This window comes from Phyllobacterium endophyticum, from assembly GCF_003010935.1.
GTDB lineage: Bacteria > Pseudomonadota > Alphaproteobacteria > Rhizobiales > Rhizobiaceae > Phyllobacterium > Phyllobacterium endophyticum.
Map to the genome: position 1 here is coordinate 45,356 of NZ_PGGN01000001.1, position 16,816 is coordinate 62,171.

At 56.0% G+C, this 16,816-nt stretch carries 15 protein-coding genes; 5 read left to right on the forward strand and 10 right to left on the reverse strand.

Features of this window, described 5'->3' with window-relative positions; genetic code table 11:
* Positions 1-234: 234 nt before the first annotated feature.
* Together phaR and CU100_RS00250 are read left to right on the forward strand one after the other, a co-directional pair.
* Positions 235-843, forward strand: coding sequence for a polyhydroxyalkanoate synthesis repressor PhaR (gene phaR / locus CU100_RS00245; protein ID WP_106714575.1), 609 nt, complete (start codon positions 235-237; stop codon positions 841-843).
* A 24-nt stretch (positions 844-867) separates the two neighbouring features.
* A complete protein-coding gene (locus CU100_RS00250; protein WP_106714576.1) occupies positions 868-1,149 on the forward strand; it encodes a cupin domain-containing protein in 282 nt (93 codons plus the stop codon).
* Positions 1,150-1,215: 66 nt separating this feature from the next.
* Here CU100_RS00250 and rpmF read toward each other — a convergent pair whose 3' ends face one another.
* Both rpmF and mtgA read right to left on the reverse strand, forming a co-directional pair.
* Entirely contained in the window at positions 1,216-1,398 is a 183-nt protein-coding gene (gene rpmF / locus CU100_RS00255; RefSeq protein WP_008121851.1) for a 50S ribosomal protein L32, read from the reverse strand.
* A 164-nt stretch (positions 1,399-1,562) separates the two neighbouring features.
* Complete coding sequence (mtgA, locus tag CU100_RS00260; RefSeq protein ID WP_245418888.1) at positions 1,563-2,300, reverse strand: monofunctional biosynthetic peptidoglycan transglycosylase; 738 nt, start codon at positions 2,298-2,300, stop codon at positions 1,563-1,565.
* A 186-nt stretch (positions 2,301-2,486) separates the two neighbouring features.
* Between mtgA and CU100_RS00265 the strand changes: the two genes are divergently transcribed.
* Positions 2,487-3,383: a polyprenyl synthetase family protein gene (locus CU100_RS00265; RefSeq protein ID WP_407070300.1), complete on the forward strand. Its 897-nt coding sequence runs from the start codon at positions 2,487-2,489 to the stop codon at positions 3,381-3,383.
* Between the two features lie 3 nt (positions 3,384-3,386).
* On the opposite strand, the gene ispG is transcribed toward CU100_RS00265, so the two are convergent.
* On the reverse strand, positions 3,387-4,643 hold the full coding sequence (gene ispG / locus CU100_RS00270; RefSeq protein WP_106714578.1) for a flavodoxin-dependent (E)-4-hydroxy-3-methylbut-2-enyl-diphosphate synthase: 1,257 nt from the start codon (positions 4,641-4,643) through the stop codon (positions 3,387-3,389).
* Positions 4,644-4,841: 198 nt separating this feature from the next.
* On the opposite strand from ispG, the gene CU100_RS00275 reads away from it, so the two are divergent.
* Positions 4,842-5,621 carry a 3-hydroxybutyrate dehydrogenase gene (locus CU100_RS00275; protein WP_106714579.1) on the forward strand — a complete coding sequence of 260 codons (780 nt, stop codon included), beginning with the start codon at positions 4,842-4,844 and terminating at the stop codon, positions 5,619-5,621.
* Entirely contained in the window at positions 5,621-6,736 is a 1,116-nt protein-coding gene (locus CU100_RS00280; protein WP_106714580.1) for a patatin-like phospholipase family protein, read from the forward strand. Before CU100_RS00275 ends, CU100_RS00280 begins: the two co-directional genes overlap by 1 nt.
* On the opposite strand, the gene CU100_RS00285 is transcribed toward CU100_RS00280, so the two are convergent.
* The 7 genes from CU100_RS00285 to livM all read right to left on the reverse strand — a co-directional run bounded on the left by CU100_RS00285 (position 6,733) and on the right by livM (position 16,816).
* On the reverse strand, positions 6,733-7,899 hold the full coding sequence (locus tag CU100_RS00285) for an MFS transporter (RefSeq protein WP_106714581.1): 1,167 nt from the start codon (positions 7,897-7,899) through the stop codon (positions 6,733-6,735). The two genes, CU100_RS00280 and CU100_RS00285, sit on opposite strands and share 4 nt — an antisense overlap.
* A 150-nt stretch (positions 7,900-8,049) precedes the next feature.
* On the reverse strand, positions 8,050-11,508 hold the full coding sequence (pyc, locus tag CU100_RS00290) for a pyruvate carboxylase (RefSeq protein ID WP_106714582.1): 3,459 nt from the start codon (positions 11,506-11,508) through the stop codon (positions 8,050-8,052).
* A gap of 166 nt (positions 11,509-11,674) precedes the next feature.
* Positions 11,675-12,790: a branched-chain amino acid ABC transporter substrate-binding protein gene (locus CU100_RS00295; RefSeq protein WP_106714583.1), complete on the reverse strand. Its 1,116-nt coding sequence runs from the start codon at positions 12,788-12,790 to the stop codon at positions 11,675-11,677.
* 127 nt (positions 12,791-12,917) lie between these two features.
* On the reverse strand, positions 12,918-13,271 hold the full coding sequence (locus CU100_RS00300) for a DUF6867 family protein (protein WP_106714584.1): 354 nt from the start codon (positions 13,269-13,271) through the stop codon (positions 12,918-12,920).
* A gap of 43 nt (positions 13,272-13,314) precedes the next feature.
* The gene (locus CU100_RS00305; protein ID WP_106714585.1) at positions 13,315-14,046 is read right to left on the reverse strand and encodes an ABC transporter ATP-binding protein; all 732 of its coding nucleotides are present in this window, start codon (positions 14,044-14,046) and stop codon (positions 13,315-13,317) included.
* The gene (locus CU100_RS00310) at positions 14,046-15,419 is read right to left on the reverse strand and encodes an ATP-binding cassette domain-containing protein (RefSeq protein WP_106714586.1); all 1,374 of its coding nucleotides are present in this window, start codon (positions 15,417-15,419) and stop codon (positions 14,046-14,048) included. Before CU100_RS00310 ends, CU100_RS00305 begins: the two co-directional genes overlap by 1 nt.
* A complete protein-coding gene (gene livM / locus CU100_RS00315) occupies positions 15,419-16,816 on the reverse strand; it encodes a high-affinity branched-chain amino acid ABC transporter permease LivM (RefSeq protein ID WP_106714587.1) in 1,398 nt (465 codons plus the stop codon). Before livM ends, CU100_RS00310 begins: the two co-directional genes overlap by 1 nt.

A 16,816-nucleotide genomic window follows, 5' to 3' on the forward strand; every position in this document is an offset into this window, starting at 1 on the left:
ATATATAAAAACACATATCGACAAGAATTAGCCGCCCGCAATGGTTTGACAAGAGACATTTAAGGCTAACGCTTGAAATAAGCGGTTTGCAGCGCAGCATAAGCGGCGATGCACTGCGTTGAATGCAACGCACAATTCGCTTTGAATTGAGGCACTTTGCCCCTATCCTCTTAAGAACTGTCCGTAAGCCGGCACGAAAATTCGGCCGAGGAAGTCAAGCTGGGGAGTCGAGCAATGACAGCAAAGACCGGGGACATCGTCATCAAGAAATATGCTAACCGGCGTCTGTATAACACCGGTACAAGCACCTATGTGACGTTGGAAGACCTCGCGGAGATGGTTAAGCGCAACGAGAATTTCACGGTTCAGGATGCAAAGACCGGCGAAGACATCACTCATTCGGTTCTCACCCAAATCATCTTCGAGCTTGAGAACAAGGATGGGCAGAATATGCTGCCAATTCCCTTCCTGCGCCAGCTGATCGCTTATTATGGCGATCAGATGCAAGTTGTGCTGCCGACATTCCTTGAGCAATCGATGTCGGCCTTTGCAAAAGAGCAGGAGCGCATGCGCGAGCAACTGACGGCGGCGTTCGGCAAGACTCCCATCGATATGATGAATGTAAGCGCTCCGATAAAGCTGGTCGAAGAGCAAGTGCGTCGAAACACCGAAATGTTGCAACACGCTATGCGCATGTTCACACCCTTTCCCTTGAACAAGACGCCGCCTTCTGAGCCGGATGAATCGACTGGTCCGGATAAACCCGCGAAGGATACAGGTCTGGATGAGTTGAAGGAGCAGATTGCGGCTATGCAGCGGAAGCTGGACTCCCTCGGCAGATAAGATCGGTAGCACGGAGTACCCGGAATGGCCGGATCGGCAAAAGCAACCGTCTTCATCGATAATGAGCGCGTCATCGTCACGGAATATCGTTTTGCCGTGGGAGACAACACTGGCTGGCATCGCCACTCACATGACTATGTCGTGGTGCCGCTCATGGATGGACGCGTACGGCTGGTGACGGCGGAGGGAGATTCATTTGCTGAAATGAAAAAAGGTGTTCCCTATTTTCGTACGGAAGGCGTGGAGCACGACGTGGTCAACGCCAATGACGGAGAATACGCTTTCATCGAGATCGAACTAAAATAGCCTGTCATCGCGGCATATATGAAAAGACCGGCCAATGGCCGGTCTTTTCATGAGATTCAAGAAAAATCAGCCTTCCTTAGGCGTCAAAACCTGACGGCCACGGTACATGCCGGTCTTCAGGTCCACGTGATGAGGACGGCGCAGTTCGCCTGAATTCTTGTCTTCGACGTAGGTCGGTGCCTTCAGCGCGTCGGCGGAGCGGCGCATGCCGCGCTTCGACGGAGAAGTTTTTCGTTTAGGTACAGCCATTGTTCCAGCTCCAGTAATCAGTCAAAATCCGGCACTGGCCCGATTGAGCCTGTCGCAATGGACAAAATTCCGGAAAGTTCGGTGGGGCTATACACGGCCTGAGGGCTTTTGACCAGCCGGAACCGCATTTTTTTGTCACGAAAGGCTTCTGCTCCCGGACGGGGTCATTTCACACACCCGACATAGGCACCAGCACCTCGGGCCCGCCGCTCATTGACTCTGGCCAATGTCTGCATGCCTCTTCCCGGTTTGGCCGGGTTGCGCACGATGGGATTGGGCAATGTCACTGCAAGGTAAGCAGCCTGACGCGGCTGAAGCTTCGCAGCGCTTATCTTGAAATGGTGTTGTGCCGCTGCCTCGATGCCGTATATGCCCGGGCCCCACTCGGCGATATTGAGATAGACCTCCATCAATCGGCGCTTGGGCAAAATAAGATCTGTCAGCACTGCCAGCGGCACTTCCAGCCCCTTGCGAATGAACGAGCGGCTAGTCCACAAAAAGAGGTTCTTGGCAGTCTGCATGGGAATCGTCGACGCGCCCCGGGTCTGTTCTCCATCGATCGTATCGGACACGACGGAATTGAGTGCTTCCCAATCAACGCCGTTATGGAAGCAAAACCTTGCATCCTCCGACATCATCACGGAATTGACGAGGGTCGGCGAAATCTGATCGAGCGACACCCACCGGCGATCATATCCTGAGAAGGTAACAAGATCTTTGACCATCAACGTCGAGACGGGATGGACGAACGGCAATCGATAAAGAGTTAAAAGGAGGATGGGCACCATAATCAACACGATACCTGCCAAAATCAGGTAGCGAACGGCGCGGCCCAAGGGCGAACGGCCGGGATCGACGAGGAAACCTCTGCCTCTCTTGTTTCTGACCAGAACCCTTGCCACAAATGCCTTCCGCTTGAATTTCCTGTCGGACATAAAGCAAACAATCGCAGAAGGGAATTTTCTTCTGCGATTTTCTGAACCGTACAACAAGTACACGGCAAAATGCGATGGCGACCCCCACGCCCATTGACCAAGTCACCATTTACCGGCAATTGGCTGGATATGACGACAAGCCAGAAGGTCACGATGTTCCAGATAGCGTTGCAGCAAAGGGCAGCGTCGGTCGAGGCATTGCTCGCAGATCTGCTATCGGATATGCCGCGAAACGGCGAAATCAGCCGTCCACCGCGGCTGATGGCGGCCATACGCCATGGCGTTTTGAACGGCGGCAAGCGTTTGCGTCCTCTGCTTGTTATGGAAAGCGCAGCTCTCTTTGGTGCGGACAACCTTGCAGCATTGCGTGTCGCTGCCGCGCTTGAATGCGTTCACAGCTATTCTCTCGTTCATGACGATTTGCCAGCCATGGACGATGATGATCTTCGCCGGGGTCAACCGACCGTGCATCGCAAATTCGATGAGGCTGCAGCCATTCTGGCCGGAGATAGCTTGCTGACCTATGCCTTCGAATTGATCGCGAGCGAAGAGACAGAGCTCGACGCGCAAGCAAAAGTGGCCCTGATTTCAGCATTGGCACGTGCCGCAGGTCTCGGCGGTATGACCGGAGGTCAAGCGCTCGATCTTCAGGCGGAGAATGACAATCCGGATGAAGAAGGCATTATCCGCCTGCAGGCAATGAAGACAGGAGCTCTGATCCGTTTTGCCTGCGAAGCAGGCGCTATTGTCGGTCATGCCACTGCCGGCGAGCGGGAGCGAATGGCAGAATATGGTTCGGCAATTGGAATTGCGTATCAGCTTGCCGATGATCTTCTCGATGTGACCGCCAATGCGACTGAAATGGGTAAGGCAACGGGCAAGGACGCCGCGGCAGGCAAAGCCACCCTCGTATCCTTGTACGGTGTGGAATGGACCAGGCAGCAGTTGACCGGTTTGGTAGGGCAAGCCGAGGAACTGCTCGCGCCATTCGGCAGCGACGCGGCCTTGCTCAAGGACGCGGCGCGGTTTATCGCCGAAAGACAGAGCTAACGATTATTCCGCCGCGTGTGCGCCTGCGCCCTGTCCAAAGCGGTTTTCGATGTATTCTGCGACCATTTTCTGGAAGTCCTGCGCGATGCCGGCGCCGCGCAGCGTAGCGACCTTCTTGCCGTCGACGAACACAGGGGCCGATGGTGTCTCACCCGTACCCGGCAGCGAAATGCCTATGTCGGCCATTTTGGATTCGCCAGGTCCATTCACGATACACCCCATAACCGCAACGTTCAGCGCTTCAACGCCGGGATACTTCTCGCGCCACAGGGGCATGTTTGTGCGAATATCGCTTTGAATTGATTGTGCCAGTTCCTGAAAAACCGTGGACGTCGTGCGCCCGCAGCCAGGACATGCGGCGACGATGGGGATGAACTGACGGAAGCCCATGGTTTGCAGCAGTTCCTGGGCGACCTGAACTTCGCGTGTACGATCACCCCCTGGTTCGGGAGTAAGCGAAATCCGGATCGTGTCGCCAATCCCCTGTTGCAACAGGATGCCCATCGCAGCCGACGAAGCCACAATTCCCTTGGTGCCCATGCCGGCTTCAGTCAGGCCCAGATGCAATGCATGGTCGCAACGCCGCGCAAGTTCGGCGTATACAGCGATCAGATCCTGAACCTGGCTCACCTTCGCCGACAAGATGATCTTTGAGCGCGGCAGGCCGATTTCTTCGGCAAGCTGCGACGAAATGAGTGCCGATTGAACGATCGCCTCGCGCGTGACTGCCTCCGCCGTAAGTGGTGAGCCTGCCGCATGATTTTGATCCATCAACGTGGTCAATAGCTCCTGATCGAGCGAGCCCCAGTTAACCCCTATGCGCACCGGTTTGTCATAGCGGATCGCCATTTCGATGATGGCGCCAAATTGTGCATCCTTTTTGTCCTTGAAACCGACATTGCCCGGATTGATACGGTACTTGGCCAAGGCTTCTGCGCAGGCGGGATGATCAGCAAGGAGCTTGTGGCCGATGTAGTGAAAATCCCCCACCAAAGGCACCGAAAGGCCAAGCCGGTCGAGCCGGTCGCGAATCTTCGGGACAGCCGCTGCGGATTCGTCCCGGTCGACTGTTATTCGCACGAGCTGCGAGCCCGCACGAGACAGTGCGGCAACTTGCGCCACCGTACCGTCTATGTCCGCCGTGTCGGTGTTGGTCATGGACTGAACGACAACCGGCGCGCCGCCGCCAACCAAGATACCGCCTACATCGACGCCAACAGAGGGCCTGCGTTCGAAGGGTTGCGAATTATATTCCGACATCGTCAAGCTCCAGGATATCATGTTCAGGTGGCGTAGCTATCGCCGTTTGTCAACTCCGCGTCAGCTAGGGCAATGCTACTCTTCAAGTGCAGAGCTTGCATGACGAAGTGATCGAGCTCGGAGCCTAGCAATTTTGCTGCAATGCAATATATTCCGTAAGCCCATGGCGTGCACGGTTATCAATCGAAGGAAATTGTCATGACCACTAAAACTGCAGTCGTTACAGGCTCCAACTCCGGCATCGGGCTTGGCGCCGCACATGCCCTCGCAGCGGCTGGCTACAACGTCGTGATCAACTCGTTCAGTGACCGGCCGGAAGATCATGCCCTCGCCCGCGTAATTTCCGAAAGGCATAGTGTCCGTGTCGCCTACATCAAGGCAGATATGTCGAGTGGCGCTGAATGCCGGGCTTTGGTCGAAAGGACAGTCGACTATTTCGGATCCGTGGATGTGCTGGTCAACAATGCCGGCATTCAATTTGTCGCCCCCGTCGAGGAATTCCCATCCGAAAAATGGGATGCGATCATCGCCATCAATTTGACGTCGGCTTTTCACACGACAGCCGCCGCCATTCCCCACATGAAGAGCGCTGGCTGGGGCCGGATCGTCAACATCGCCTCGGCACATGGCCTGAGAGCTTCGCCGTTCAAATCCGCCTACGTTGCGGCCAAGCACGGTGTCCTTGGCCTGACGAAGACTGTGGCATTGGAACTGGCCGAAGCCCATATTACCTGCAATGCGATCTGTCCCGGCTATGTGCTGACACCCCTCGTCGAAGCTCAGATACCAGATCAGATGATGGCTCACAATATGGATCGTGAGACTGTCATCCGCGAAGTCATGCTTGACAAACAGGCGACCAAGGAATTTGCGACAGTCGAACAGATTGGCGCAACAGTTGTATTTCTTGCCAGCGACGCTGCAGCTCAGATTACAGGAACGTCCATCTCCGTCGATGGCGGCTGGACGGCAGAGTAATGGGCGCCAAACCAAAGGCGATCAACATCGCACTGCAGGGCGGCGGTTCCCACGGCGCTTTTACCTGGGGCGTGTTAGACCGCATCCTGGAAGATGGCAGGCTTTTGATCGAAGGCATTTCGGGCACCAGCGCGGGAGCTATGAACGCCGTCGCGCTCGCCGACGGTTGGTCACACAATGGCGCGGAAGGGGCTCGCGCAAAACTGCATGATTTCTGGCGTGCTGTCGGGCGCACCGGACAATTCAGCCCGGTTCAGCGCACGCCATGGGACCGGTTCTTCGGTAACTGGTCTGTCGAAAATGGTCTAGGGTACAATCTCTTCGAACATTTTTCCCGGTTGTTTTCTCCCTACGAGTTCAACCCGTTCAATCTCAATCCCTTACGGGACGTCGTCGAAAAGGAAATCGATTTCGAACGGGTTAGAGCCTGTTCGCAGTTCAAGCTGTTTCTTTCCGCAACCAATGTCGAAACCGGTCGTCTGCGTGTCTTCTCCCAATCAGAACTGAGTGCCGATGTCGTTATGGCCTCCGCCTGCCTGCCTTACATTTTTCAAGCGGTAGAAATCGATGGAGAGCCCTATTGGGATGGCGGCTATGGCGGCAATCCGGCGCTCTATCCATTTTTTTATTCAAGCCAGAGCGAAGACGTCCTCCTGATCCAGATCAATCCGATAGAACGGCGTGGAACTCCCAAGACAGCACGTGAGATTACCGATCGAATTGACGAAATCACCTTCAACGCCGCGCTCTTGCGCGAGCTGCGCTCTATCGCTTTTGTCAATTCGTTGATCGATGCCGGCAGGCTTCAGCATGGCGAGTATCGCAACATCCGCATGCATCGCATCGATGCGGACGAAGCACTGGCCGGGCTCTCGGCCTCATCAAAGATCAACGCGGAATGGGCATTTCTCGAGTATCTGCGCGATCTTGGTCGTGCCGCCGCCGAGGATTGGCTGGAGGAACATTTCGATTCTGTCGGAGATCACGCCACTCTTGACCTATCGGGGGAATTGGCACCGGAAATGAATGTGGGCATCAAGTCCCACAAGCCTGGCAAGCGCGTCGCGGATTTCCTTATGCAGCGCAGAAAACCGGTCGCCGCACGACGAGCCTAGGACCGCATCTTGTCGGCACTTGTGGCCAGATTCGACATCAAGAAAACAACCACGAGCAAGCCTGCAAGCACCATGTAGATCGGTCCGAAACCGGTTTTGCCGCCGACGAACCCTATCGCGGACGGTGCCACCAATATGCCGGAATAACCCATGAGGGTGACCATGCTGAGTGCGACGCCCGAGGAGGTTCCCTCCTGGTTTCCCGCTGCTGAGAAGGCGATCGGTACCATGTTCGCGATACCGAGGCCCGAGAACGCAAAAGCGATGATTGCAATCCATGAAGTTGGCGCAAGGCTGGCAACCGCCATCCCCGCTGCACCGATCAGCGCAGAGTAGCGCAAGGTCCTGACCGCACCGAAGCGATTGCGGACACCATCTCCGAGAAACCGCATGATGGACATCGTGCCAGAGAAGGCGGCGAAGGCGAATCCAGCCGTGGCAATGTCCGCGCCCCGCTCCTGCTGAAGATATAGCGCAGCCCAGTCGAGAACCGAACCTTCGGGTACCATCGAAAATAGCGCCATCAGTCCGAGAAGATAGACCAGCGGATTCGTGGGAAATTCAAGCCTGTGCTTCTCCTGCACCGCCGGCTCATCTTCTGTGATCATGTAGCGGAACGCGACAAGTCCAAGGAGAATGGCGATAAGGGATACGATCAAAGCATGAGTCAAATGACCGTGCGCCTCGATCAGGAGCCCGCCGAGTGCGCCTCCCGCAAAACCGCCGAGGCTCCAGAAGCCGTGCGATGACGACATGACGGCGCGAGACAACTTCTTCTCGACCTCCACTGCATTGGCGTTCATGGCAACATCCATGCCACCGATCACCGCACCGAAGAGAAATAGTGCCGGCGCGGCCATCAGCGCGTTCGGCGCAAGCGCGACAAGCAGCAACGAAAAGGAACAGAATATCGCGAAGCCTTGCACCACGGCTCGCGATCCGAAGCGGCCTATAAGATAACCGCACCACGGCATGGCGGCGAGGGCGCCCAGACCAAAAACCAATATGAGCAAGCCGAGTGTGAACTCGCTAATCCCAAGACGGACCATGAAAACCGGAATTTGCGGTGCCCAGCTCCCGACAAGGAAGCCATTGAAGAAGAACGCGCAGGCAACTGCCCACCGGCCGTAAACGGCACGCTTGAGGTAGACTGAGGCATCCATGGATTATTCACCGGATCTGGTTCTAGGTGACCGCACATTTAAATCGATTGAACCCGATGTCAACTCACAGTTTTTGTTCAATCCTTACTGCGGCGAGCATCCTCGCCCGCCTGCATATTCCATCAACATCGTTCCAGATGCGGCTGCTGCTTACTCATATACGATCAACAGATCCTTGGCATCGATCTGATCACCTGCACGAGCAAGCACTTCGCTGACCGTCCCGTCGCGCTCCGCCCGTAGCGCCGTTTCCATTTTCATGGCCTCGATAGAGAGCAGAACGTCCCCCGCATTGACCTTCTGACCGACTGCGATACCTACCGTCGAGACAATCCCGGGCATTGGCGCGCCTACATGTTTGTCGTTCCCGAGTTCCGCTTTGCGCCGTACGCCGGCACCACTGGCGGCACGCGAGCGATCGGGTACTTTCACACGGCGAGGCTGACCATTCATCTCGAAAAATACCGTGCACATGCCCTTCTCGTCCGCCTCGCCGACAGCCTGGTTGCGCACAACAAGGGTCTTCCCCCGCTCGATGTCGAGAAAAACCTCTTCCTCCTGCGCCAGTCCATAGAAATAGACATGCGTCGGCAGAACGCTCGTGGGCCCGTAAGTGTTGTGCGTGACCGCAAAATCCGTAAACACCTTCGGATACATGAGATAGGAAGCAAATTCCTGGTCACTGATCTTCCGCTCCAGCTTTGCCTCGACTTCCTTGCGCTCGGCATCAAGGTCGGCAGGCTTCAAGAGAGCGCCGGGACGTTCGGTAAACGCTTTTTCGCCCTTCAGGATCTTCTTCTGAATGTCCTTGGGCCAACCCTTCGGCGGCTGACCGAGATCACCCCGCATCATCGACACAACTGAATCTGGAAAGGCAATATCCTTGTCCGGACTCTGAACATCAGCAACTGAAAGATCCTGACTGACCATCATTAGAGCCATGTCGCCGACGACTTTGGAAGACGGCGTCACCTTGACGATATCTCCGAACATCTGATTCACGTCGGCGTAGGTTTGCGCCACTTCATGCCAACGGGTCTCGAGCCCAAGCGAACGGGCTTGCTCCTTCAGGTTGGTAAACTGACCACCAGGCATTTCATGCAGATATACTTCCGACGCAGGGCCCTTTAGATCGCTTTCGAACGCCGCGTATTGCGTGCGCACTGCTTCCCAATAGAAGGAGATGCGGCGGATCCACTCGGGGTCGAGACCCGGATCCCGGTCCGTACCCTTCAAGGCTTCAACGAGCGAGCCGAGACACGGTTGTGACGTATTGCCGGAGAGAGCATCCATCGCAGCGTCTACCACGTCAACGCCTGCATCGACCGCAGCAAGCACGGTGGCCGCTGAAATGCCGGATGTGTCATGCGTATGAAAATGCAACGGCAAGTCGGTCGCCTCGCGCAGCGCCTTGAAGAGGACCTTCGCAGCTCCCGGCTTCAAAAGACCCGCCATATCCTTCACGGCTATGACGTGCGCCCCGGCCTTTTCCACCTGTTGTGCAAGGGCGACATAGTACTTCAGATCATACTTGGGTCGAGCCGAGTTAAGGATATCACCTGTGTAACAAATCGCAGCTTCGCAGAGCTTGTCTTCCTCGAGGACCGCATCCATCGTAACGCGCATGTTCTCGACCCAGTTGAGACTATCGAACACGCGGAAAACATCCACCCCGCTTCGTGCTGCCTGTTGCACGAAATATTTGACGACATTGTCAGGGTAGCTCTTGTAGCCAACACCGTTTGCGCCGCGCAAGAGCATCTGCAGGAGGATATTCGGTGCTCGTTCCCGAACTTCCGCAAGCCGTTCCCACGGATCTTCGGTGAGAAACCGCATCGCCACGTCAAAGGTAGCGCCGCCCCAGCACTCCAGCGAGAACAGCTGCGGCAAGGCGCGTGCGTAGGTACCTGCAATACGAGCAATGTCGTAGGTCCTTACACGCGTTGCGAGCAGCGATTGGTGTCCATCGCGCATGGTTGTGTCGGTGAATAGCACGCGTTTTTCGTTTCGCATCCACCCCGCAAACTTCTTCGGCCCGAGTTGGTCGAGAAGTTGCTTCGTGCCATCTGGAATAGCGGTTTCGATAAATGGAACGCGTGGAAGTGCGGCTTCCTTCGGAGGGGTTGCGCGACCCTTGGTTTCCGGATGCCCGTTGACCGTTACATCGGCGAGATAGGTCAGTAACTTGGTCGCACGGTCCTGCCGCTTGACCTGCTCGAAGAGCTCCGGCGTCGTGTCGATGAACTTCGTCGTATAGGAATTGTCAACGAATTTCGGGTGCGTGATGATTGCTTCCAGAAAGGTCAGGTTGGTCGCAACGCCGCGGATACGGAACTCGCGCAGCGCGCGATGCATCCTGTGGATCGTCTCGTCGGCTGTTGGCGACCAAGCCGTAATCTTCTCCAGCAGCGGATCGTAGAAGCGCGTTATCACCGCACCGGAATAGGCTGTTCCCCCATCGAGCCGGATGCCGAAGCCCGTGGCGCCGCGATAGGCTGTGATCCGGCCATAATCCGGAATGAAGTTCTGTTCGGGATCTTCCGTGGTGATACGGCACTGCAACGCGTGCCCATTCAGCTTGATGTCTTTCTGCTCAGGCACGCCCGACTCCGGCGTGCCGATCGCCGCTCCCTCGAGGATCCGGATCTGAGCCTTGACAATGTCGATGCCCGTCACTTCCTCGGTGACCGTGTGCTCGACCTGGATGCGCGGATTGACTTCGATGAAATAGAACTCGTTCGTGTCGGAGTCCATCAGGAACTCAATGGTCCCCGCGCCGATATAGCTGGTTTCCTTGGCGATCTTCAGACCGTAGTCGGAAATCTCCTTGCGTTGAGCTTCATTCAGGTATGGCGCTGGAGCCCGCTCGACGACTTTCTGGTTGCGACGCTGGATGGAGCAGTCACGCTCGAACAGGTGCACCGCATTGCCGTGTGTATCGCCGAGAATCTGGACCTCCACATGCCTTGCACGCTGCACCAGCTTTTCGAGATAGACTTCATCCTTTCCGAATGCGGCCCTGGCTTCACGCTTGCCCTCGGTGACTTCGCGAGCAATGTCGCCCGGAGAGAAGATCGCCCGCATGCCGCGGCCGCCGCCGCCCCATGAGGCCTTGAGCATGACCGGATAACCAATCTGTTCGGCCATCGCCTTGACAGCTTCCATGTCTTCGGGCAGCGGTTCCGTGGCGGGAACAACCGGAACACCGATGTCAATCGCCAGATTGCGCGCGGCGACCTTGTTGCCGAGGCGGCGCATGGTCTCCGGCTTTGGCCCTATGAAAATGATACCAGCCGCACCGCAGGCTTCGGCGAATTCTGGGCTCTCCGACAAAAGACCGTAGCCGGGATGAATAGCGTCCGCACCCGAGAGTTTCGCAACGCGGATGATTTCCTCGATCGACAGATAGCTCTCGATCGGACCCATGTCTTTTGCGAGATGCGGACCCCGCCCCACCTGGTAGGATTCGTCTGCCTTGAAGCGGTGCAATGCCAGCTTGTCTTCTTCCGCCCAGATCGCGACGGTTTTCATGCCAAGCTCATTAGCGGCGCGGAAGACGCGAATGGCAATTTCCGATCGGTTGGCGACGAGAATTTTCTTGATAGGCAAGGCAGAAACTCCAGACAGCGAAATGCTCTTTAAAATGGATTGGCTGGGCAATTCCGAGAATTGCTGCAGTGCAAACGAGGCATATTGAACATAAGATGTCTAAATGTCCAATAGCAAAATGCCCGGCACTAAGCCGGGCATTCTTGTGTTGTTTCAGGTGGGCAGCTTACTGCTGGAAATAGCTGTACTTGCCGTCTTCGCCCTTCTTCCACTCGTACATGACATAGCCGGGAAGCTTCGGGTCGCCCTTTTCGTCAAAGGCGATATCGCCAAGAACAGTCTTGAACGGGCCTTTTTCCTTCATCGTCTTCGCAACGGCTTCAGGATCGTTCGACCCGGCGGCCTTTGCTGCATCAGCGATGACCTGGGCTGCGGCATAGGAATAAAGCGTATATGCCTCGGGCTCGAAGCCCTGCGCACGGAACTTCTCGACTAGTTCCTTATTGGCGGGGTTCTTGCTCGGATCGGGGCCGAACGTGTTCAATGTTCCAGCAACAGCGTCCCCAGCGATCGAAGCGAGTTCGTTCGATACGATACCGTCGCCGGAGATAAACTGCACTTTCAGGCCCTGATCAGCCAGCTGACGCATGATCAGACCAGCCTCCGTATGCAGACCACCCCAGTAAAGGACAGTTACGCCTGCATCCTTCGCCTTGGCTATCAGAGCGGAAAAGTCTTTATCGCCGACATTCACGCCTTCGTAGAGAACTTCCTTGACGCCCTTGGCATTCAGTTCCTTCTTGGTTTCGTCGGCGAGACCCTGGCCATATGGTGTCTTGTCATGCACCACTGCGACTTTGCCGTCTTTGAACTTCTCGGCGATATAGCCGCCCGCTACAATGCCCTGCTGGTCATCGCGGCCGCAGGTGCGGAAAGTGTTCCAAAGACCACGTTCGGTGAAAACCGGATTTGTCGCCGCTGGCGTAATTTCGAGAACACCGTTTTCAGCATATACTTCCGATGCCGGGATCGAGACGCCAGAATTGAAATGGCCGATAACAAACTTCACGCCGTCAGCGACGAACTTGTTGGCTACGGAAATGCCCTGCTTGGGATCGGAAACGTCATCGCCTAGCGAAAGTTTGACCTGCTCGCCATTGATGCCACCGGCAGCGTTGATCTCGGCGATCGCGGCTTCTGCGCCCTTCTGCAACTGAGCGCCGAAAGCGGCATTTGGACCGGTCAACGGGCCACCAACGCCAATCAGAAGATCGGCATAAGCATTGCCGCTCAAGACGAGCATTGCAGCAAGCGCAACGCCCGATAACAGTGACTTCTTCATTTGAAAACTCCCATTTTTTTAGGTACTTACCAAACCCCTCGCGATAAATTTTTTCATCGCTTGAAGACTACATTTGCCGATTTTCCGGCGGTTGTCACGCTGATTCATTTCGCACCAGCGAGATAGGTTAAGCTCTCGTTCTCTCCTTCCAGGCAAATGGAGAAGTTTTTTCGTAGAGCCAGTGATACTGGCGAACCATCTGGTTCGTGCGGGTGTAGCGATAGCCAAGAATGCCGATGACGGTGAGTACGATCGTGTCGACGATGTAGTAGTGAAGCGTCAGCATGGTGCCGCCAAAAAGCGCGAAATGAATGAAGCGGACGGCGACCCCGAGCAACAGCATATAAAATGCAACAATAATAATCGGTCGCCACGTCTTGGCGCATGCCCGTCCCGCCATCCACGCCGCCCAGCCTCCCATCAGGCAAGTGACGAGTATGAACAACCAGATCGAAGGTTCTTCGTATAGAATGCCTTGCATGGCAGTATTCCCCTTGGAACGTCCCGTGGAAAGTCCATTCTTGTCAGTGACGACCGCCCTCAAGATAGGCGGCGCGCACCTCCGGATTTGCAAGAAGGTCAGCGCTTGACCCGCTCATCGTCACAATTCCATTGACCATGACATAGCCGCGATCAGCGAGCTTCAGCGCGCCAAAAGCGTTTTGCTCGACCAGAAAAACAGTCAGCCCCGTGTTCTTGTTCAATTCCTTGATGGCCTCGAAAATGTGCTTGATGATCAGTGGCGCAAGTCCCAAAGAAGGTTCATCCAGCAGCAGCAGGCGCGGGCGCGCCATCAAGGCGCGTCCGATTGCCAGCATCTGCTGCTCGCCGCCTGAAAGGGTGCCACCCCTCTGGTTGATCCTCTCCTTCAGCCGTGGAAACAGGTCAAAGACCATACGCGAATCCTCGTCGAAGAATTCGAGCTTGTCGAGACTTGCACCCATCTGAAGATTTTCCTGCACTGTCATGCGGGGAAAAATCCGGCGGCCTTCCGGCGACTGTGCAATTCGCAGCCGTGCAATCTCGTGCGTGGGCAACTGCGTTATATCTTTGCCGTCGAATACGATACGTCCGGTGCGGGCCCGAGGCATGCCGAAAATCGTCATCATCAAAGTCGATTTTCCGGCACCATTGGCACCGATCAGCGCGACGATCTCACCTGGATCCGCATGAACCGTGACACCGCTCAAGGCACGAATATTGCCGTAATAAGTCTCCACGTTTTCGACGCTGAGAAGGGCCTGCTTTTCCGACATTATTTTGCCCCTCCGGTCTTCCTTGGCGCAGGAGTCCGGCCTTCCCTAGCCAGTCTCTTGGCCTGCCCGATCCAGTCTTCACGCGCTATTCGCCCATCGAAATCAAGGTAGATTTCTGCAGCGATGATATCTGCCTTTTTCCAGGCGGCTATCTGATCGAAATGGAAGATGCCATGCTCGTTCAGCTTGCGCTCATTGACCGGTCCTATGCCCTGAATGAGGATCAGCTTGTCTGCCTTGCCGCCCCGCGGCTCAGGAAGAGCGTTGGATATGACGCCCGCTTTTGTTGCGCCGGTTGGCTTGACAGGGGTCCTGGCAGGTGTAGGCGCGCCACGGGACTTACCGGGTGCGGTCTTCGCGGCCGGCGCGCCTGCAACTGCCGTTCTCGCACGTTTTGCCTTGGGCGTTCCCGTCGCAGGTATGAGCGCGGTCGGCGCCATTTCCGGATGGGCCTCCTCGATCTCGTGGAGCGCCTCTGTTGAAAGCAGGTCTACCGCAGCAGTAATATCATCGACACCCGCGGCTTCCGCCTGTTCGATCAGCTCGACAACTTCCTCATCTTCTACGCCGAGATAGGCGGCGATGACTTTCGGATCGTTCTTCACTGATTCGGGCGTTCCATCCGAGATCTTCGTGCCGTATTCGAGAACAACGACGTGATCGGAGATTTCCATGACGACTGACATGTCGTGTTCGATGAGCAAGATGGATGTTCCGGTCTCATCGCGGATATCGAGCAGAAGCTTGTTCAGTTCAGCGGACTCTCGCGCGTTTAGGCCGGCAGCCGGTTCGTCAAGGCAAAGAAGTTCGGGGTCCGTACACATGGCCCGCGCGATTTCAAGGCGGCGCTGGGCGCCATAGGGCAGGTCACCCGCGGGATCGTCGGCGCGATCCACCAGATTTATTTTCTCAAGCCAGAACCGCGCTTTCTCGATCGCATCCGCCGCGGCCTTTTTGTATGTTGGAAAACCAAGAAGACCGAGAACGGTGAAACCCGAGGACAGCATGAGCGGATTGTGCTGGGCTACCAGAAGGTTTTCCAGAACTGTCAATCCCGAGAACAGGCGAATGTTCTGGAACGTCCTTGCAACTTTGGCTTTCTTGGTGATGACGAAATCTGCCATTCGCTCGAGCAGATACTCTTCACCATTCTGGCGCGTCATCGTCAGCATGCCCTCGGTCGGCTTGTAGAAGCCGGTGATACAGTTGAACACCGTGGTTTTCCCGGCGCCGTTTGGGCCGATCAGCGCGGTGATTGCTCCGCGCTTCGCCTCGAAGTTCAGATCATTTATGGCGATGAGGCCGCCGAACTTCATCGAGAGACGCTCGACACGCAGGATTGCAGCGGGATTGTTGTGAACTTCCGAAACCATCAGCCATGGCCTTCTTTGGTAAATTCGCTGGACACCATCTTGCGCTTGTGCAGGAAGGCGCTGGGTTCTCGATTTCCGACAAAACCACGCGGTTTCCAGACCATGACCACGATCATCGCAAGGCCGAACAGCAACATGCGGTAGAGCTCCGGAGTGAAATCATTACCGAAGATGCGCTTGAGGAACTCCAGCTCCCGCAGCAGCTCCGTGCCGCCAATCATGACTGCAGCGGCGATTGCGATTCCGACGAGCGACCCCATGCCTCCGAGAACCACGATGGCAAGAATGATGGCCGACTCGAGGAACACGAACGATTCGGGGCTGACGAACCCCTGGCGAGCGGCGAAGAACGAGCCGGCAAAGCCGCCGAACATTGCACCCGTGGCAAACGCCGTAAGCTTGGTGGTCGTCGTGTTGATGCCCAGCGACCGGCAGGCGATCTCGTCCTCGCGCAAGGCTTCCCAGGCGCGACCGATCGGCATACGGCGCAACCGTATGGTCACCCAGGCCGTTAGGAGTGCCAGGAACAGAATGAGGTAATAGAGAAATATCTTGTAATAGACGCCTGAATTTGGAAGGCCGAGGAGTGCTGCAAATCCCGTTGGTCCCGGCGTGAAAGGAATACCAAACAACGTCGCTTTCGCGATGCCGGAAATACCGAATGTACCCTTGGTGACAACGGTCCAGTTGATCAGTACGAGCCTGATTATCTCGCCGAAGGCTAGGGTTACGATCGCCAGATAATCACCGCGCAGGCGCAGGACCGGAAAGCCAAGCATGATGCCCCAGAGGGCTGCGAAGATACCGGCCATTGGCAGCAACAGCCAGAACGACAAACCGAAATGCGTCGAGAGCAACGCATAGGAATAGGCGCCCACGGCATAGAAGGCGACGTAGCCAAGGTCGAGCAAACCGGCAAGGCCAACCACAATGTTCAAACCCCAGGCCAGCATGACATAGATCAATATCTGGATGCCGAAATTATCGACATATTTGAGCGAGCCCTGAAGGCCTCCCATAATTGAACCATTATACGCGGTAAGAATGAGAATCACGAGGAACGGATAGGTGAGGAGCAGTCCCAGACCGATCTTCGGAAAGCTTTTCCGGAAGGTCGATTGTTCCCGCTCGACTGCCGCCCGTTTGTTCTTGTTTCGCGCTACGTTCCACGGTGTGATATAGGCCGTGAGCAAGAAACGGCCCACTCCAGCCACAAGTACGAAGATCGCCAGAAGTCCCCACCGCTGGTTGAGCACCAGTTCGTTACGAATGTTCTGGTCGGTCCGAAAACCCACGATCAGGGAGAACAAACCCAATGCGAGTGCAGCAGCGAGAAGTCCTTCCTTCACTGCTTTCGCGAAGACGGACTCCCGTCCTGTTTTTTGAGTATCGGCCAT